The 20,464-nt window shown below is 35.1% G+C and carries 17 protein-coding genes; 9 read left to right on the plus strand and 8 right to left on the minus strand.

All coding sequences use genetic code 11. The features are described 5' to 3' along the window. The first annotated feature begins 7 nt into the window (after positions 1-7). Both A3EE_RS0106570 and A3EE_RS0106575 read left to right on the plus strand, forming a co-directional pair. Positions 8-685: a class I SAM-dependent methyltransferase gene (locus A3EE_RS0106570; protein WP_157446917.1), complete on the plus strand. Its 678-nt coding sequence runs from the start codon at positions 8-10 to the stop codon at positions 683-685. Between the two features lie 16 nt (positions 686-701). Continuing rightward, a complete protein-coding gene (locus A3EE_RS0106575; RefSeq protein ID WP_018342646.1) occupies positions 702-1,565 on the plus strand; it encodes a hypothetical protein in 864 nt (287 codons plus the stop codon). Positions 1,566-1,633: 68 nt separating this feature from the next. Here the strand turns inward: A3EE_RS0106575 and A3EE_RS0106580 are convergent, their stop codons facing one another. Together A3EE_RS0106580 and A3EE_RS0106585 are read right to left on the minus strand one after the other, a co-directional pair. After that, positions 1,634-2,878: a hypothetical protein gene (locus A3EE_RS0106580; RefSeq protein WP_157446918.1), complete on the minus strand. Its 1,245-nt coding sequence runs from the start codon at positions 2,876-2,878 to the stop codon at positions 1,634-1,636. Between the two features lie 237 nt (positions 2,879-3,115). Continuing rightward, positions 3,116-4,453 carry an O-acetylhomoserine aminocarboxypropyltransferase/cysteine synthase family protein gene (locus A3EE_RS0106585; RefSeq protein WP_018342648.1) on the minus strand — a complete coding sequence of 446 codons (1,338 nt, stop codon included), beginning with the start codon at positions 4,451-4,453 and terminating at the stop codon, positions 3,116-3,118. A 303-nt stretch (positions 4,454-4,756) separates the two neighbouring features. On the opposite strand from A3EE_RS0106585, the gene A3EE_RS0106590 reads away from it, so the two are divergent. From A3EE_RS0106590 to A3EE_RS0106615, 6 genes are all read left to right on the plus strand, one after another. Then, positions 4,757-5,464, plus strand: coding sequence for a TapB family protein (locus A3EE_RS0106590; protein WP_018342649.1), 708 nt, complete (start codon positions 4,757-4,759; stop codon positions 5,462-5,464). Between the two features lie 132 nt (positions 5,465-5,596). Continuing rightward, on the plus strand, positions 5,597-6,208 hold the full coding sequence (locus A3EE_RS0106595; protein WP_018342650.1) for a YkgJ family cysteine cluster protein: 612 nt from the start codon (positions 5,597-5,599) through the stop codon (positions 6,206-6,208). Positions 6,209-6,287: 79 nt separating this feature from the next. Beyond that, the gene (locus A3EE_RS0106600) at positions 6,288-7,379 is read left to right on the plus strand and encodes an efflux RND transporter periplasmic adaptor subunit (protein ID WP_018342651.1); all 1,092 of its coding nucleotides are present in this window, start codon (positions 6,288-6,290) and stop codon (positions 7,377-7,379) included. 7 nt (positions 7,380-7,386) lie between these two features. Then, positions 7,387-8,646, plus strand: a complete 1,260-nt coding sequence (locus tag A3EE_RS0106605; RefSeq protein WP_026209636.1) for an ABC transporter permease — start codon at positions 7,387-7,389, stop codon at positions 8,644-8,646. Between the two features lie 2 nt (positions 8,647-8,648). After that, positions 8,649-9,323 (plus strand): ABC transporter ATP-binding protein, encoded by a 675-nt coding sequence (locus A3EE_RS0106610; protein ID WP_018342653.1) that lies wholly within the window; start codon positions 8,649-8,651, stop codon positions 9,321-9,323. A 342-nt stretch (positions 9,324-9,665) separates the two neighbouring features. Further along, complete coding sequence (locus A3EE_RS0106615; protein ID WP_018342654.1) at positions 9,666-11,468, plus strand: T9SS type A sorting domain-containing protein; 1,803 nt, start codon at positions 9,666-9,668, stop codon at positions 11,466-11,468. Between the two features lie 100 nt (positions 11,469-11,568). Here the strand turns inward: A3EE_RS0106615 and A3EE_RS20125 are convergent, their stop codons facing one another. From A3EE_RS20125 to A3EE_RS0106640, 5 genes are all read right to left on the minus strand, one after another. Beyond that, positions 11,569-12,438: an NEL-type E3 ubiquitin ligase domain-containing protein gene (locus tag A3EE_RS20125; RefSeq protein WP_018342655.1), complete on the minus strand. Its 870-nt coding sequence runs from the start codon at positions 12,436-12,438 to the stop codon at positions 11,569-11,571. A 34-nt stretch (positions 12,439-12,472) separates the two neighbouring features. Then, positions 12,473-13,690, minus strand: a complete 1,218-nt coding sequence (locus A3EE_RS0106625) for a TCR/Tet family MFS transporter (protein WP_018342656.1) — start codon at positions 13,688-13,690, stop codon at positions 12,473-12,475. A 33-nt stretch (positions 13,691-13,723) separates the two neighbouring features. Beyond that, positions 13,724-15,178 carry a hypothetical protein gene (locus A3EE_RS0106630; RefSeq protein ID WP_018342657.1) on the minus strand — a complete coding sequence of 485 codons (1,455 nt, stop codon included), beginning with the start codon at positions 15,176-15,178 and terminating at the stop codon, positions 13,724-13,726. Positions 15,179-15,381: 203 nt separating this feature from the next. Beyond that, a complete protein-coding gene (locus A3EE_RS0106635) occupies positions 15,382-15,801 on the minus strand; it encodes a hypothetical protein (RefSeq protein ID WP_018342658.1) in 420 nt (139 codons plus the stop codon). A 51-nt stretch (positions 15,802-15,852) separates the two neighbouring features. Beyond that, the gene (locus A3EE_RS0106640) at positions 15,853-17,025 is read right to left on the minus strand and encodes a hypothetical protein (protein ID WP_018342659.1); all 1,173 of its coding nucleotides are present in this window, start codon (positions 17,023-17,025) and stop codon (positions 15,853-15,855) included. 501 nt (positions 17,026-17,526) lie between these two features. On the opposite strand from A3EE_RS0106640, the gene A3EE_RS0106645 reads away from it, so the two are divergent. Further along, a complete protein-coding gene (locus A3EE_RS0106645; RefSeq protein ID WP_157446919.1) occupies positions 17,527-20,172 on the plus strand; it encodes a T9SS type A sorting domain-containing protein in 2,646 nt (881 codons plus the stop codon). An 83-nt stretch (positions 20,173-20,255) separates the two neighbouring features. Here A3EE_RS0106645 and A3EE_RS0106650 read toward each other — a convergent pair. Next, on the minus strand, positions 20,256-20,464 hold a 209-nt coding region (locus A3EE_RS0106650; protein WP_018342661.1), incomplete at its 5' end, for an IS3 family transposase.

Here is a 20,464-nt window from a genome sequence, read left to right on the forward strand (position 1 = left end):
GCAGAATATGATTTTTGAAAAACTGCGTATACAAAAAAATATATCCGACGAAGACTTCGACGCAATTTATCCATTTCAATTACGCGAATTATCTGAAAGACATTGGACATCTGTATATGTTTCAAAAATTGCTGCTGAATTTCTATGCAACAAAGGTTCTGTAAAAGTTCTGGACATAGGCAGCGGCGCAGGAAAATTCTGTTTCGTTGGAGCTTCCTTATACCCTTCTTCAGAATTTCATGGTGTAGATGTTCGTGAAAACTTTATCGCTGCATCTAACAAAATTAAAGAAGAGTATGTGATACCCAATGCATCTTTTTTTCAGCAGGATGTATTAACCATGAATTTACTGGGCTACGATGGAATATATTTCTTCAACTCCTTTCAGGAAAAAATAGATCGAACCTCTTCCATTGATGAAAGCAGCAGAGTTTCTATTGAAGAATACATTCAATATACCAAACATATATTTACTGAATTAAACAAGCTGCCGAGAGGTACGAAACTGGTAACGTATTTTTCAGAAGGCTTTTGTGTTCCAAATTCCTTTCGACTACTTGAAACACATTTTAAAGGGGAATTAAAATTCTATTTGAAAGATTTAGAAGCACACGAATATACTCTACTTCTGAACGAACAGGATATCTCTGAACACATTGACAGACATATCTTTTTATCCGAATAAATATCCAACTCATCCTATGTTACTTTCCTTATTTTACTCCGTCCTCTTTTTTCTTCAGGCTGTGCTTACGCCCGGTTCGAATAAGGTAGATGGAAAACATGTTAAGATTATTCATGCAAAAATAAAACGCATTACATTTATCGATACTACAATCTGTGAAAGTTCTGCACTGGTAAAGCCTGATCTGGATTTCGATATTTATTATTCATTAAATGATAGCGGCTCCAGACCTGAAGTGTTTGCATTCAATGAAAAAGGTGAATTGCTGGATACGAAGACCATACCAAATGCTACGAATAAAGACTGGGAAGAATTGGTGTACTACAAAGACAGTTTGGAAAATCCGCATCTGGTAATCGGTGATATGGGTAACAACCGCAACAAAAGAAAAGATCTGTGTTTGTACAATTACGATATCGATAATAATACAACGAATAAACATTCATTCTCTTACGAAGATCAATCTAAATTTCCTCCTTCAGAAGACAGTTTAAGCTTTGATTGCGAAGCTTTTTTCAGAAGAGATTCTTCTTACTATTTTATTTCCAAAAACAGATCGCGTGTACCGGTTAAATTGTATCAGCTATCGCAAGACACATCTGCACACACAGCCAATGTGGTTCAGCAACTTTCTTTCAAAGGAATGGTTACAGGATGTTCTGTATATAAAGATGCTTCAGGAAAAGAAAAAATAGCTGTACTTCTTTACGGAAGAATATTTTTATTTCACATCACCGATTCACATGCAGGAATACAATTTGTTCCTTATGGAGTGATCAAGTTCCCAAGCGGCGGACAATCCGAAGGCATTTCCTGGTATAATGAACATGAGCTTCGGGTGACAAATGAACGGGGAAAGTTATTTAAAATTATATTATGATAATACATCGCTCTATGCATAGAACACTTGCCAGCTCTGCGAATAGGTACTAAGAATCTTATCCTATTTTATAGTACTTCAAGTTGTTTTTTCAAATCTGCATCAGTAGTAGGCAAGAGGTCAAGAGTTATCGTTTCTTTTTCTTTAATTTGAAAAGTTTTTATTGCATAGAATGCTTTTTTCTTTTGATACGCAGTTATTAAAATACTTACTGTTTCTCCTACAGGCAATAAGGTTTTTTCATAGTCACCATGTGTAAAAGCGTATGAATTGTCTTTTTTCTGATAACCTGGCAAATACATATTTTTATTTTTAATAATCATACTAACAAATACATTATCAAATTGATCTTGATTATTTATCAGAACGATTAAGTCTATCTCCTTTGTTCGAGGGTCATTATAAAGCCGATCAATATTTGCCCATCCTAATTTTTTAATTGAGAAAATGTAATTTGATTTCGAGTCTTCACTGAAAGAATTCTGTCCTTTTGGTTTACCTACCTGCACTTGTGTTTCAACTGAATTAGATTCTTGCCATTCGCTCCCTGTTTCTGTCTTAATCAATGTCACTTCAAATGAATCCATTTGAATCGTTGAATCTTTAGAAATCATCAATCCATTACCTGCCCATATCAAGGCAGTAATTTTATTTTGCAATTCAACCGGACAATCATCATGCTTAGGTGCTGGACCTGGATTGTTATAGCTTCCTGTATAGTGATAACCTTTTACGGAATAGGCAACATTTGATGTTTTCACAACACCTCTTTGTTGAACAATTGCTCCTTGTGCTTTATCTATCTTTTCATTTTCTATTACAACAGGATTTATCCAATTCATTCCATTTTCAGTTTCAACACCTTCAAACAATTGCATGTTTTCTAAAATTGAATCGGAAGGCATTTTAATTCCAATAGATTTATTTTTCGCAATTTGAAGTTGAATATTATTAGATGTTGCGTTTATATAGACCATTCCTCCACTTTCAAGAAAGCGTCCATTTGATGTTGTTGTTAGATTGCCAAGAATTATATCTGCTTTTGTCAAACATTCTTTAAACTCTAAATTGATCAACCCTTTCACAGGATTTCCATTTGTATCTACAAAAGTATTTGGTTCAATTGTTAGGGTTGTCCCTTGTTTTCCAGTTAAAATTGTATCGATATCCGACTTTATAGAAAACTCTTGAATAGGAATATTTTCGGTAGTTATTAACTTAGAAAGTCCTTTCGTTTTTTCTTCTGAATTTTGACACCCGAATAAAAATAAAATAATTCCTAGTAGCAAGCATCTAAAAAAAATGTTTATCATTTTTAATATTATGTTTAATTATCTCCCTAATCTAATTGATTTGAAGCCATATTACAAATATTATAGTTTGAGTAAGTAAAACACACTTTGGGTAATGAACGGGGAAAGCTTTTTAAAGTCCTTCTGAAAAAATAAACATGCTTGGTTAAAAAATTACGTCGTCGAGGTTTATAACCTCGACGACGTTAGCATAGTTTCAATTTCAAAAAGTATCCAACTACTCAAAGAAATTTTTAATTATGCATTGTGATTTGCAGAAACATTGTCTGTTGTTTCGATCGTGCGAAGTACTTCAAACGCCTGTTCGAAATCTGCAATGATATCGCTGATGTGTTCAATACCTACAGATACACGAAGCAATCCGGTTGTAACACCTGCAATGCGTTGCTCTTCTTCGCTCAGCTGCTGGTGCGTTGTTGATGCAGGATGAATGATCAATGTTTTTGCATCACCTACGTTTGCAAGATGGCTTGCTAATTTCAAACTATTCACAAATTGTGCTGCGCGTAATTTTCCACCTTTGATCTCGAAAGATAACACTCCACCAAAACCACGTTTCAGATATTTCTTCGCAAGGTTGTGATATTTGCTACTTGGCAAGCCCGGATAATTCACTTTTGCCACATCCGAATGTTTCTCTAACCATTCTGCCAATGTCTGCGCATTCTGTACGTGACGATCTACGCGTAACGACAACGTCTCCAAACCTTGTAATAATAAAAATGAATTGAACGGACTTTGTGAAGGACCGAAATCACGAAGACCTTCAACACGTGCGCGGATAATAAATGCAATGTTTCCGAACGGACCGTTTGTTCCAAACACATCCCAGAACACCAATCCATGGTAGCCTTCAGAGGGTTCAGTGAATTGAGGAAATTTACCATTGCCCCAATTGTAATTTCCTCCGTCTACAATAACACCACCTACAGAAGTACCGTGACCGCCGATCCATTTTGTTGCAGACTCAACTACAACGTTTGCGCCATGTTCAAGAGGTTTAAATAAATAACCACCTGTTCCAAAGGTATTATCTACGATCAACGGCAGATCATGTTTCTTAGCTAATGCAGCAAAGGCTTCAAAATCCGGAATGTTAAACTCTGGATTACCGATGGTTTCAAGATAGATGGCTTTCGTTTTATGATCAATAAGTTTTTCAAAATTTGCAACAGCATCGCCTTCAGCAAAACGTGCTTCTATACCTAAGCGTTTGAATGAAACTTTAAATTGATTGTATGTGCCTCCGTATAAAAATGAAGTTGTTACAAAATTATCTCCCGACTGAAGAATGTTTGTTAATGCAAGAAATTGTGCCGATTGTCCGGATGATGTAGCCAACGCAGCCACACCGCCTTCTAAGGCAGCGATACGTTTCTCAAACACATCCGTTGTGGGATTCATGATACGCGTATAAATATTTCCGAATTCTTTCAGTGCAAATAAATTCGCTCCATGATTGGAGTCTTTAAATACATACGAAGTAGTCTGATAAATAGGAACTGCACGTGACTGTGTTGTAGGATCTACTTCTTGTCCGGCATGTAGCTGTAGGGTTTCAAATTGAAATGACATAGCAATGATTTTTAGTGATTAAATGAACAAACTATGAAGCAGGAAGGCTTAGTTTTCACTTGAAATGTGCTTGGTTGACTAGCATCCTTTACGTTCAGGTATTGCAATAATACAAAATTATATTCTGAATTATTAAATTATTTTAAATTATTTAGAATATTATTCTGATAAGATACCACCAGCAATGCAATTCTATTGTTTAACCAAGGGATTAAATTCTGCTTTTGTATTCTTTTAAAAAAAAGATAATACTGAACCTATTGAATTATTTCAGTAATTTGAATTAACATTAACTTTTATTATATGAAAAAGATATTTCTGTTTCTAGGCATTGTTTTATCTAGTCTTAACATTCTCCACGCCCAAAATCCTGCGGATAGTTTTTATCCTTTTAAAGAAGGTTCAACCTGGGAATTGTCAAGTTTCAACGCAAAAGGAAATCCAACCGGGCGAAACGTATACACGATCACAAAAGTAATTTCAAGCGGTAAGACATATACCGCTTCTGTTCACAGTACTTCTTTCAACGAAAAAGATAAAGAATTGAGCAACTCTGATTACGATGTTGTTTTTTCAAATGGAGACATTCATATTGACATGAAATCCATGATAACAAATGAGCAACAGCAGCAATTCAAAGACATGACGATGAATATTGAAGGCAATGATCTCATTATTCCGAAATCATTAACCGTTGGTCAAGTACTGGCAAATGGAGATATGAAAGCCAATGTATATAGTGGCTCAACACTTTTTTCAACAATCAGCTACGTATCAAGCGAACGTAAGGTATTGGCAAAGGAATCTGTAACTACTCCTGCAGGCACATTCGATGCGTATAAAGTTACTTCAAAGATAAATTCTGTTACTACAACGATGGGAATTCCGATTAAATTTGAATTTACTGTTATTGAATGGTATGCCTATGGAAATGGCGCTGTACGCTCTGAGGTATATAATAAAAGCGGAAAATTAGTCAGCTATTCCGTATTATCAAAAATCACCAATTAACTATTGCAATACAGAGAATAAAACATTTGTTTATTCTCTGTATTGCAATACCAACTATTAGACCTACCTTCTGCCAACCAGAATCTCCGTATATTTTTCGGTGTGGAATTACATTAAAATTTCACATCAGCTATGTCGCACCTCGAAGATATTTCTTTAAAAGTAGAACAGTTTTATACAGCTTTAGATAAAGACCTGACTACGTTTCAAACACAGGCCAAGTATTCGTGCATTGCAGGTTGTTCCAAATGTTGTACCTCACCCAATATTGAAGCAAGCATTTTAGAATTACTTCCCTATGCATTTTATTTATATAAAAATAATTCTGCTGAAATCGTATACGATCGTTTGTTATTAAATAATTCTCCTATTTGTAATCTCTATCAACCGCTTCAAACAACAAAACAAAAAGGTGGTTGCTCCAGCTATACACATCGTGCTTTGATCTGCAGATTGTTTGGCTTTTCATTCACCCGAAATAAAACAGGCGAATCTACATTGCTAACATGTACTACTATTAAAGATACATACCCTAAAATATCTGAATCGCTCAACATTCAGGCAAAAAAAGGATTGTCTGTTCCTTTGGCAACAAATTACTATAACCAGCTAACGGATATCGATTATAATTTAAGCAAACAGCAATTCCCAATCAATGAAGCAATGCGACTGGCAATTGAAATGATCTTGAATCATTATCATTATAGCGAGCCCTTTGGTGAAGACATCAAAAATGCATCATGATCATCTATTAAGATGTTTTAAGTCATTTAAAATTCCCGGCTAGATATATACCTTCATTAAGATCTAAAAAATAAGTTTCATGCGTTATACAACATTATTAACAACTTTTATATTTTGTATTGCAGGCATTTTTAGTTGCAAGAAAAAAACAGCTACAATCCAGCCCATAGTAAAAGACATTACTGAATCCGTTTATGCTTCAGGAAAAATAAAAGCTGCAGAACAATATGCGGTATTCGCAACCGTAAATGGAATTTTAAAACAAGCTTTTGTAAAGCCAGGTGACACGATTCAAAAAGGTGCGAAGCTATTCTTATTAGATGATCAAACATCTGATTTGTCAAATGAAAATGCCAGAATCAATCTTGAATTAAGTGAAGAAAACAGCAATCGTAATTCTGACAAATTAAAAGAGTTTACGTTAGCTAAAAATATTGCTTACAATAAATTTCAGTTAGACTCCAGTATCTATATGAAACAAAAACATCTCTGGGAAATGAATATTGGCACTGAAATAGAATTTGAGCAAAAGAAACTTGCCTATCAAACATCCAGATCAAACTATGAAATCACAAACAGCCAATATGCGCAAGCAAAAAGGCAATTAGCAACGGATGCTAAAGTGGCTTCTAACAATTATAACATTACAAAAAAACAACAGGCTGATTATACAATTAAAAGTTTAATGAATGGAACGGTATATGATGTTTTGAAGGAACAAGGCGAATTAGTTACCCCGCAAACTCAACTTGCTGTCATTGGACTAAGCAATCAATTTATTATTGAATTGGAAATTGATGAAAAAGATATTTCAAGAATTAAACTTAATCAACATATTGAAATAAATATGGATAGTTACAAAGGTCAGGTATTCGAAGGTGTAATCACAAGTATCTATCCGATCATGAATGAGCGTACACGAACATTCACTGTTAAAGCACAGTTCATTAATCAACCACCTACAATCTATCCAAACCTGAGTGTTGAAGCAAACATCATCATTCATACGAAAAAAAATGCACTGGTTATTCCAACGTCGTATTTATTAAATGGCTCAACCGTATTGCTTGAAGATAATAAAGCAATACCTGTTAAAACAGGTTTACAAAATTATGATTATGTTGAAATTCTTGAAGGAATAAAATCAACAGACATTCTTTATAAACCATAAATAGCGGATGAATTTAAAATTATTGATAGAAATATCTATTGGCTTATTGAGAGCCCGAATCAAACAATCCATTGTTGCTGCAGTTGGAGTCATGTTCGGGGTTTGTATGTTTGTCACTTTGCTCAGTTTTATGAATGGATTAAACCAAATGCTGGATGGATTAATCATTAATAGAACCGCGCACATTCGGCTATACAATGAAATTAAACAATCAACAGATCAACCTGTCAATGCTTCGAAAGCATATAAAGAAAATATAAACTTCATTCATTCTATAAAACCAAAAGATAAAGGAAAGGCTATATATAATTCAGAATCTATCATGCATGCATTAAACCAAGATTCAAGAGTTTTGGGCATTGCACCTAAAATTAATACTCCTATTTTTTATTCAGCTGGAGGAATAGAACTGCCTGGCCTAATCAATGGAATAGACATTGAAGCCGAACAGAAATTATTCTACTTAAACGATTACGTTATTGAAGGAAAATCGGCAGATCTATCCATCGTAAATAATAGTATTTTATTAGGTAATGGCGTTGCAGAAAAATTAATGGTTGAAATAGGTGATGTAATATATGTTACTACCGCTCAAGGCACCATCTCAGCGCTAAAGGTAATAGGTCTTGTTCAATTTGGATTGATGGAAATTGATAACACCCAAAGTTATACATCGATTCAAACGGCTCAAAAACTTATGGGTGAATCAAACAATTACATTACGGATATTAACATAAAACTAAAAGATCTGTCTCAAGCTCCAGCTTTAGCAAAAGATTATGCAAAAAGGTTTGAACTCGATGCCATTGATATTCAAACAGCCAACGCGCAGTTTGAAACAGGAAGCTCTGTGCGAAGCATTATTTCATATGCTGTAGGAATTACGTTATTGATCGTTGCAGGATTTGGCATCTACAATATTTTAAATATGATGATTTATGAAAAAATGGATACCATTGCCATTATGAAAGCTACAGGCTTTTCGGGGAAGGATGTCAAATACATTTTTATCTTTCTTTCATTAATCATAGGTATTGCAGGGGGAGTATTTGGTCTGGCGTTTGGGTATATGCTTTCATCCATTATTGATCAAATACCTTTTGAAACTGCTTCTCTACCTACAATAAAAACGTATCCGATTTATTACAATCCAACCTATTATTTGATTGGCTTTACGTTTGCACTTTTAACAACCTACATTGCAGGCTTGCTTCCTGCACGCAAAGCAGGAAGCATTGATCCGGTTGAAATTATCAGAGGGAAATAATCATGTCAGAATTTATCTTAGATGCACGAAATATCTGCAAGGATTTTAATGATCCTGTAAAAATAGAAATCCTTAAAAACTTAAGTTTTACTGTTCGTCATGGCGAATTTGTTTCGGTAATGGGAAAATCCGGTTGTGGAAAATCTACCTTGTTGTATATTCTTTCGACTATGGATACGGATTATAAAGGTGAATTGTATTTGAATGGCGAATTACTGACAGGAAAAAACGATGCACAATTAGCTCAGGTTCGAAATGAAAAAATTGGTTTTGTATTCCAGTTTCATTATTTGTTAAATGAATTTTCTATTCTTAAAAATGTTATGATCCCCGGATTAAAACTTGGAAAATATTCTGCAGAAGAAATTGAACAAAGAGCAACCAAACATTTAGATACACTTGGCATGAAAGACCATATGCTGAAAATGCCCAATCAATTAAGTGGCGGACAAAAACAACGCGTAGCAATTGCCCGTGCTTTAATAAATGATCCACTTATTATTATGGGCGATGAGCCAACAGGTAACCTCGATAAACAAAATAGTGATTTGGTTTTTGATATTTTTAAAGATCTAACCAAAGAACTTAAACAAACATTATTAATTGTTACCCACGATGGCGACTTTGCAAAACGCACCGATCGTATTATTGAAATGAAAGATGGAGTAATTATTTAAGTACAAGTATGATATAATATTCAAAAGTATTTCACTTATTCGTATTCAAAAATTTTCCTTATAATTTTATTTAAGATGAATAAATATTAATTGAACTTACAAACACATTCGATTCAGAAACACTTAACAATTGTATATTTTAAAACTGATTTTTTATTATAAAATAATTTAGTACAAGGTATTCGTACTAAAATTAAGGTATTTGTTTAATGAATATATTTTATTGAATAAATACCTCTCTAGATAGACTAACCTTATCAATTAGAATTCGTATTTTTAAATTGGTTCATTTTCTCCAAAATAGGATATAATGACTGGTTTATTTATTAATACTTATCCGCTATGAAAAAACAATTACTCTTGATAATCCTTTCTGTTTTATTTCTGTCAACTTCACTTATTGCGCAAACAACCGGCACCTATGTTGTCTCCGATAATGGGAACTATATGTATTCGTGTGTGGATTCAACGATTACAGTTGCAGACATTATTAAAAAAACCGGTATACATGATCTCAATGATCCCAGCGACAATGCAAGCATGTATAAAATGTTTCGTTTAGAAGGAGCTGTGATTACTACAGATGAATTAACCAGCATACACTACAGTGATTACACGGCTGTGTTTATTCAAAAAATGAATGCAACTGATTTTCATAATTCAGGCGTGCAGGTATTCCTTTATAATACAGTACCTCCTACTGCTTTATTTACTGTTGATACACTTAAATACACGGTTGAAAAAAATGCAACTGTAAATTTCACTTCTGACTTTTTCGCTAAATTTATTTTCTTCAGTAGCCAAAACGATCTTACAAGCCTTAATGAACGCATTTTGTTTACAGATCAATCAATAGGAACTGAAGCGCCTATAAGTTCAAATAATACATGGTCTGTTGTTGGTAAAGGAAAATACAAAATCAGAGTGCAAGTGGCAGTATGCGATCCTCATGATTATTATTACGACAGCATTTATGTAATTGTAAATGAAACACCGTGTCTGAAGTTAGAAATTAAAAACATGCCATCCGTTTGCAGAGATGACATTATTGACATTACTCCTTATGTATATCTTGATGGCAATGTAGCTTCAGCTACTGACCTAGCGCAAATGACTTTCACGAATAAAAGCTTATTAGGTGGACCAGGCACAACGTTTGATCCTGCCACAATGGATATGACAGAGATGGTTGACAAAACATCGCGTTTCCCTCAACTTCAAATTGTATACCAGCCAAATGTTGCATTAGGTGTTTGTACAAATTATACCTACACCCCTTCATTAAAAGTGCCTACCAAATTAATTACTACAGATCTTGTACTCACAAAAAATAATTATGGCGGAGCGGCAAATTATACGGTTGAAGGCGACTACTATGGTATTAACGATGTATTCACGAAAGATGTATTTAAAAAATTGTATTTAGATAATTTCAGTGTTGCGCATGGAGGTACTGTATTCGATTTTTATTCAGATGCTGCATTGCAATCACCTGTTTCAGGAAACAATTTAACACCGGGTACTTATTATATTATTGCAACAAATCCGGATTGTTCGAATGACAGTACAAAGTTTACCGTGAATGTAAAAAATAAAGATTTTGATATTGTATGGCAAAGTGCTCCTGCTATTGGTAAAGGATATTACACATTTACAGCTCCTTCATATAGTGGTGCAACATACGCATGGTTTGTATGGGGAGGATCTATCATCTCAAACTACACTGCAAATCCTGTAACCGTATACTTTTCAGAAACAGCGGCTCCATCAGTACTTGTAAGCTGTACAATAACGTTGCCTACAGCACGTACAACAGCAACAGACGGATCACTCAAATCGGCAGTATATGTAACATCTAACGAAAGCGGCGACAAAGTAGAAATAACACCAAGTATTACAACAGCAATCATTCCAGGTGTTGCAAAAAGTTCGCTTACTGCATATCCAAATCCGGCAGCAGAATCATTTGCACTTTCAGGCACAGGTATGTATGATGTAAAAATTTACAATACACTTGGCCAATTGGTATATACCAATGCTTCCTATAAAGCTGAAACTCCCATTACCGTTTTAAATAAAGGCATGCACGTAGTGTATGTTACACAAAACGGAATTGCACAGGTAGTGAAAGTTATTGTAGAGTAATCTTATATTTCTTAATAAGATCCATTTGTAACGGATCTTACCGGATAAAACAAAAGGTCTGAATGTTATATTCAGACCTTTTGTTTTTGAAGTGTTTTTTTTATTCTAAGATAAAATTCCTTAATACATCCGGATGCTTATTGACTGGTTTTTGTTTTAATGGATTTTTACTTGCATTAAAATATCGAAGCATTGGTGGTAAGTCCGGAATGATTTTTATTTTATTAAACGAACAATCCAAATAGTTAAGTGTAACAGGTAATACAGGAATTTCCGTTAAACCATTTGTATTGCAGCTTAAAATTTTAAGATTTACCGGAAGTGCGGGAAGCTTTGTGAGCGCATTCTTACTACAAAACAGCTGCTCCAGATCAGTCGGCAAATCTGGCAAAACAGTCAGTTTGTTATTTGAACAATCCAATGTCTTTAAACCATCAGGCAATGCAGGTAAAGCAGTGAATCTATTTCCGGAAACAGCTAAATTTATAATTGTCTCAGGTAAATCCGGAAGCGTCCAGATCACATTATCAAAACACGAAAGTACTTTTAGATTTTGAGGTAACTTCGGCAGAGTCGGCATTCTATTTTTTGAACATATTAATTCTGTCAAGCCATCAGGTAATTTAAGTATTTGTTGAATTTGATTGTGAAAACAATTTAATTCAGTCAATGATTCAGGTAAATTATTCAGAATGATTAATCCGTTTTGAGAACAGTTTAACACTCTTAATGTTTTAAAATACTCGATCCCTGTCAGATCAATTATGTTATTCTCGCTTACATCAAGTTCTGTTTCTTTAATGATTTCCGTGCAGGTAATATCTAACTCGTCCCGGCTATTAAAACATGTAGGATATTTATTTTTTAAAACATTTCTAAAATTTAAATCCGGAATCACAACATTGTTTTGTCCAAATGTAGAGATCGAAATTATACCTATCAGCAGGATAACCCAAAAGCATTTTGTCATTTTATACGTATTTAAAATTAAACGAAGAGTAAAATTATCCTTCGTACTTCCTCAAGGTTCGCACACTCAGATAAACACTTGCAGCAATCATTAATGCTCCTAATAAAAAAGGAGCTCCGGGTAATTCAATCGGTGCGCCTTCTCCTGTAAAATACGAAAACAGGTTATTCATTAATGGCGGACCAATGATGGATGTTACACTCATCAGAGAAGTTAATGCACCTTGCAATTCGCCTTGTTCGGTTGCAGGCACCTGTGCAGAAGTAATACCTTGCAGCGCAGGACCGGCAATACCTCCCAATGCATACGGAATCAATATGGCAATCATCATCCAGCCTTCTGTAGCAAAAGCAAATAACAATAAGCCGAACGCATTTAAAACAAGACCGATGTATACAGCCCACTTTTGTCCGATCTTAGGAATGATGATGCGAATTAAACCGCCTTGTACAATGGCAACTATTAAACCTACAAAACCTAATGAATAGCCGACCTCTTTCTTATCCCATTCAAATTTATATTCTGTAAAGAATGTCCAGTTAGATTGTACCGCATGTCCCGCAATAAAAAACAAAAACATTGCAGCAACCAAACCCGCTACGATGGGATATTTTTTTAAATGCAACAAAGAACCGATCGGGTTTGCTCGTTTCCACTCAAATGTTCTTCTATTTTCTTTCGGTAAAGATTCCGGCACAAAGAAATATCCATACAACACATTTAATAAGGTAAAGGCTGCAGCAACCATAAACGGCGCACGCGGTCCCCACCAATCGCCGGTAACACCACCAATCACCGGACCGATAATAAAACCAAGTCCAAATGCTACGCCAACCAGTCCAAAATTTTGTGTACGATTCTCAGGTGTACTGATATCAGCAATGTATGCCGTAGCTGTTGTAAAGCTTGCACCACTGATACCTGCCAAAAGACGACCAACAAATAACCAGCCGATGGTTGGAGCAAATGCAGAGAAAATATAATCGAATCCTAAGCCGAGTAACGACAACAAAAGTATCGGACGTCTGCCATATTTATCACTCAAGGCGCCAAGTATTGGCGAGAAGAAAAATTGCATGATGGCATAAGCAAACATTAGCCAGCCACTGTATTGAGCAGCCTCACTGAGTCCTTCTCCTGTAAGATCTTTGATCAGATCGGGAGTAACCGGAATAATAATTCCGATACCGATTACATCTATTAATAACGTAATAAAAACAAAACCAAGTGAAGCGTTTTTGTTGGTATTCATGACAATATGTATATACTTTTTTTAAATTAAAATCTATTTTTCAAATCCTGATTGAGTTGAATACCAATAATACGCATTATGTATTTTTTTCTTGTTTTTAAATTCGAATAAAAACTGCGTGGACACATATTCAGAATCATTCTTTCTTGTTACTCTGTTACCATTTGAATCATATACATTTTTAACAGACATTAATATATCACCTCTTTTCTTTTTAAAAGAATGAATAACTTTCGAATCATAAATCAAATAATACACTTTATCCGTTGAGCTAATAAAAAATACTTTATTGTTATATACGGGATCTCCATTTAGCATATAAAATTCCTTCTCAAAACTATTTATATACGACTTCATTTTATAACAATGTATATTTTTTGGCAATTTGCCCTTACCGATATCAATCAGTTGATTTGTTATAGTTCCTCTATTGGATTGGCTTACCGCATCAAAAGCATATACATAAGAACTATCCTTAGAAACATCCTGTACCAAATAATAATGTCCATATGTGTTTATTACAGCTGAAAAAATTGGCTCTGTTAAAACAGTTTTATTATAAACCAATCCATATTTATTTATTCCATCCACTTTATTTCTATATATGTAAAAAGCTCCTTGTTCATATATAGAATCATATATGGGCTTCAAAATTTCTTCGTCCGCATAGATCAAACCAAATTTATTTTCCTTTTTAGAAATTAAAGCCGGATAGGAAAATCGGTAAAGAGAATCAAACGTATATTCAATAACCACCTTATATTTAGGTGCAGGCAATCCTCCATTAGACTTTTCAAAAACGCCTTCCTTAAAACTATTGGGGAAATGATCAATCAGTCCAAATTTATCACCCTTTTTAACAATCCAATTTCTAGAATACGGATTTGATATCACATTCGTAAAATCCAACTTATATAATGAATTTGAATTAGTACCATCATAACGGTAACAAGCACTATCCTGAAAACAAAAACAATTCAAATTAGTATAGTATGCAGCATTCGGATAAAATATTTGTTGTTGATTTTTGAAATCATATAATGTTGTTCCTGCTTTTGAGTTTACAAACACAGATGATTTATCTACACCCTGCACATCGTAAATATTTTCAATCTCAACTACAACCGAATCACAAATACTTACAAAGTAGTATTTCTTTCCATCGCGTAATATCTGCTGTTTTTCAGAATATAAATAATAAGAATGTTCACTAGAATCAAAATAAAAATCTAATACAGCTTTTTTAGAATGAACATCATAAAAATAATTTTTAGGTTTATTCGAAATTTGCAGATACGGTTTATTACATTCAAAAGAATCATACACATACCATACCGTATCGCTTATCGGCATTCCTTTATAATACAAAACTTCTCCAATTTTATTTTTCTTAGATGTATTGGAATAAATTACAGTTTTATAATATTCTTTATTGACATTATACTTACCATTAATAACTACTGTGTCGTTTACCTGAGCATTTAACATGACACACTTAAAAAAAATAATTATGCTAACAATAAAATTTTTACTCAGATTCATAATCAATACTTTTACATTCATTTCCACCAACCCTTCACGGCAATTCCTTGTGCTTACACATATTCAATGGCAGGCTCTTTTATGCCCCTCACGAACATTACAACTGATACACCTGAAGCTTTATGGCATTCGGTCAATACACGTATGTATTATTTCACCCTTTTTAAAAGTATTGTATTCTCTGTGTCAAATTCTGCAGGTCTCGTTCCGGTATCTGCATCAACCGCCAAATACATATTGTCTATATCTTTAAATTTTGCGATGCCGAACATTATAACTTCCTCCTTTGTTTTAACATTTGTCATAATAAAATCAACATGTATGGGCTGAGCAGCAGCATCTATTTTATAAGTCATACTAAATGTGCCCTCCTCATTTGTTTGTTCTTTCCCGCCCATTATTTCGCCGCCTATCTCAAAGGATGCGTAGCCTTCGTTGTCAAACGTAATGACACCGATCTCACCTTTATCTTCTCCTTTCCATTTCCCTATAAAATCAGAGGTTTTATAATCGGGAGAAAGAAATGAGAAAAACGGAATTACTAAAAGAATTAAAAGTGCCTTTTTCATATTGCTAGCAGTTTGGAATTTGTCTTTTGTTTTTTTGGATTTACTTTCAAATTACTCAATCACCTTCATTGGGTAGAAAGGTTTTGTCTGATCGAAAATATATTTATACGTGATGTGTACCTTACGAATCTTGCCACCCGCTGCTTCTGCAACTTTAGTCATCTTTGGATTAAAACTTCCAATCCAATTCATTTCAAATTCGGTATATCGCCCCATTGGTTGTACAACCTTGGCTGCAGCCATTACAATAGCACCTTCAAGTCCCTTGCTCTGAAACTCAGGAACCACACCGAATACCACGCCAAACATTTTTTTACATGAACCTGTGTATTTGTGATACAGGAATTTCAGCTTCGCAACGATGTCCCACTTCCCTTTTAATTTTCCATTCAGGTGTTTAAAGATCTGATTCAATTCCGGAATCATGATAAAAAATGCAATCGGTTCATTGTTGTAATAGGCAAACCATACAATCTCTTCATCCAGAATCGGCTTTAACTGATTCATCATTGCCATGGCCTGTGCTTTGGGCATCTCACGCACACCGGCATGTTTGGCCCAGGCTTTATTATAAATGGTTCTGAAATCTTCGCCGTATTGCTCCAGTTTATTTTTTTCAATATGCTTGAACACATATGCCGGATCACGCGCCAAGCGATCTGCCTTTTCCTGATAGATCGGAGGAAGATCGCCTTCTACAAAACGGTGAAACGTATATTGCTGATAATATTCTTTGAAACCATACTTTTCGAAAAGCGGTCTGTAGTAAGCCATGTGATACGGCATGCCATACACCGGTTCATAAAAACCATCCACCAGTAAACCCCACCATTGCAAACGTTCACCAAAATTTATCGGACCTTCCATGGCTTCCATGCCACGTTCGATCAGCCAATTCTTTGCTGTATCAAACAACAGATTTGCAGCTGCCTGATCATCTATGCATTCAAAAAAACCACAGCCACCTGTTTTGTATTCAGATGTTTTAGCTGTTTTATTATCAATAAAGGCAGCAATGCGACCGATCACTTTATTTTCATTATTGTACAACAACCAACGTGTTGCTTCTCCATGACGGAAATATTTATTTACTTCTTTATCAAAAATTCCTTCGATGTCTGCATCCAACGGACGGATCCAGTTTTTTTCATTTTTATATAATCCTACAGGTAATTCTAAAAAGGCTTTTTTGTCAGCCTTATCCTTTATTTCAACAATTTTCATAGCACTAAAAATACGTATAAATGAGCAGGTAGAAAAATAGCACAGGCGAAATATTACGTCTGCATAAAATTCATTATTAACTTAATTATAAGATAGTTAATAATTATAAATAGTAATATTTGAAGTATATAGAAAAAGAGCAAATGTGTTGACTTCTTATTGATTCACTGTTGTCCGTTTATATCCTTCCCGGAATTAATCTCTATCGTCAATCAAATATTAAAAACTAATGTATCAAAAATATATACTCTAGTGTACATGAATATCTTTAGAAAAGATTTTTTTAAAAAGATGTTCATGAATATCATCGTTCTATTATCTGCTTGTGCTTTATCAAGAATGTTGAGGCAGCATAAGTATTTATTATCTTTTGTATAACTTTTTATATTTTCCAGCATTTACATTTATATATATTTTTCATTGAGTAACGACTAACCGAAAAAAACTCAATGTGATTTATTTTATTTCAATCATATTTTCAACCTAATCAATCAACAAGCTATGAAAAAACTAATACTCCTTGTGAGTATGACTATTGGATCTTTTTTCCAAATAGCAAACGCTCAAACAACTGTCATCAATGGCCTCACGGTCATTACCGACTTTTCTGATTATTCCTTTGGCGTTTCAAAGGATACCATTTCATTGTTAATGAATCAACCGGGTTACAATCTCTGGAATACCAACGGTTCTGTAAAAGATTTTTTCTACACGCAAACCAATGGAAAAATCACCATTAACAGTACTGTAGTAAAAGTAAAACTACCCGGCACATTTGCTTATTACTTAGATGGTGGTGCAGGCGGCGACAGCATTGTTCCACACATTATCAAACAAATTAATTTACAGTTTCCAAATGGATTTCAGAATTTAACAGTACATCCTACACAAGGGGGATTGTGGCATTTGAACATTCTTACCAGAGGTTACAAAGGCGGTGGATTTTCATTTGGTTTTGAAGGTGCGTTCATAAAAAACAATGGACAGTCACTCGAAATTAAAAGAGGAAGCATCAGCATACGTGACGCATATTCAAACCAAACAATAAATACTACGTGCCATGAAATGGGTCATAGCTTATTTGGCTGGACCGATTACTACAGAACGAATGTAAGTAACTTAGGAAATTTCTGTGTAATGGCAAGTGCGGGTTCAGAAACACCAATGCCAATCAACCCGGGATTGCGTTATATACAGGGCTGGACAAATCAGGTAGATGTTATTACAGGTACAACAACACAAACCTATTCTGTTACTGCAAACAGTTACAATCAGGTGTACAAATACTCCAACGTCAACAATCCAAAAGAATACATCCTGATTGTTGCACACATCTACAACGGATATTATCAATCCGCAGTAGCTCCGGATCAAGGTCTGGCTATTTATTATGTAGATGAAGAAGGCGGTACGGTTACATCAAATGGAGAAGCGCCAATCATACATCTAATACAGGCGGATGGCCTGGATCAGATGCACGATGAAGGCAGCGGAAAACTTCATGTGCGTGGCGATGCAAATGATCTGTTTGACAACAGCAGCACAAATGTATTCTCTGCAGCTTCACATCCATTCAGATGGAAGAATGGAAATGAAACAGGTTTAACAATTACAAACATCAGTGCGGTTGGTGCAACGATGTCGTTCACGGTTCAAGGCAGACCAAATACCATCAGCTCTCAATTGAATGCTGTTAACGGCGGCACGATCATACCTAGCGGAGCATTAAGTTATATAAACAATCAAAACAAATACTTCAGCATTGTTGCAGACATCGGTTATCAGGTTGATAAAGTTTATATAGATGGTGCTTCAATCGGTGCGCAATCGTCGTATACATTCACTGGTGTAAGTGGTTCGCACTCTATCACAGCAACATTTAAAAAAGCACCTACTGCAGATCTATTGCCTTCACCATGGGTGAATACAGAGATTGGGGCAACGCGGAACGCTGGTACAGCCGGCTATAGAAACGGGGTCTTCGGATTGGAATCCGGTAGTTATGATATCTATTATAACAGCGATGGTCTTAACTTCATTTATCAATCGTTACAAGGTGATGGACAAATTGTAGCGCATATTAAAGACATGAATAAACCAACCGATTGGTCTAAGGCAGGTATTATGATGCGTGAAACTACTGCAGCAGGATCGAAAAACTTTGCGATCTTAAAAACCCCTTTCAACAGTGTTGTAAATCAATTAAGACCTGCAACAGATGGCGGATCAATCAGTGATCCACAAAACATAAAAGACAGGCATATCTACACACTCGACAATTGGTTGAAAATAACCAGACAGGGAAATACGTTTACAAGCTACTGTTCAAGAGACAGCGTAACGTGGGTACAGATGGGAACCTATACCATTGACATGAACTCTACCATTTCAGTTGGCTTGTGTGCAGGTGCTGCCAGCGATGCTGTAAATACAAAAGTGACATTTGATTATGCAAAGGTAACTAAGTACAATCCGAATCAGAATTTGTTTACACAGTTTGGCATCCCGCGTAGCACGCCAATCCCAACACTCATCAAAAATTTCAAGTATGTTTATTCTGTTGGAACCGGCGGACCAAACTTAAGCAACGTGTCTTTATCCGTGATCAACTGGGATCTTGTAAACAACGGACTATGGCAGTTTTCTTTGCAAACTAATAACGGTTCGCCACGTTGGTACACAAATATTCCTGCGTATGGATTCAATTCATTCGGACAAGCATCGCCTAAAATTTACATCGATGGTTCGATGGGCTTCCCGGGATTTGAAGGATTCTTCTTTGCAAATATTTACAACACGAATGAATTGGTGCTGGTAAATCAATCCGGTGCGTATGCTGTTATATTCACAAACACGCCACCAACAGCAAGAATCGGAGCAGATGAAAGCGAAGCAACTGCAGCAATAACTGATGTTACTTCTGTAAGCACTGCACCCAATCCATTTGCAGATTACACAACGGTTTCAATTCCCGATGCATTTGGAACAGCTTCCATCACTGTTATAAATTCAATTGGTGCTGTTATTGAAACAAAAGTTGCAAGCGGTTCATTCACCTTAGGCACCCAGTATGCAGCGGGTGTGTATCTTGTTAAAATTGCTTCTGCATACAAAACCGAAACCATACAAGTGATCAAAGCACAGTAATTTCAATTTGAAAATTGACAGATCACTTCAATATTTTGTGTCGTCCTGAAATAGCGATACAGTTTTACAAGGATACCAATTTATTAAATAGCATCACATTTTTGTGATGCTATTTTGCTTTTATATGTTCTCATTTTGATTTTAGATTGATTATGCATCTGTTGAGGCGTTTCATAATAATTTGAATAATGTGGTCTTTCCGTGTTGTAAATATCAATTGACTCAGCAACCAATAAACGCATTAACTGTAAATCCTTAATGCTTATTCCCTCTAAGAATTCTTGTTTAAGTA

Source organism: Cytophaga aurantiaca DSM 3654 (genome assembly GCF_000379725.1).
Taxonomy (GTDB): Bacteria; Bacteroidota; Bacteroidia; order Cytophagales; family Cytophagaceae; genus Cytophaga; species Cytophaga aurantiaca.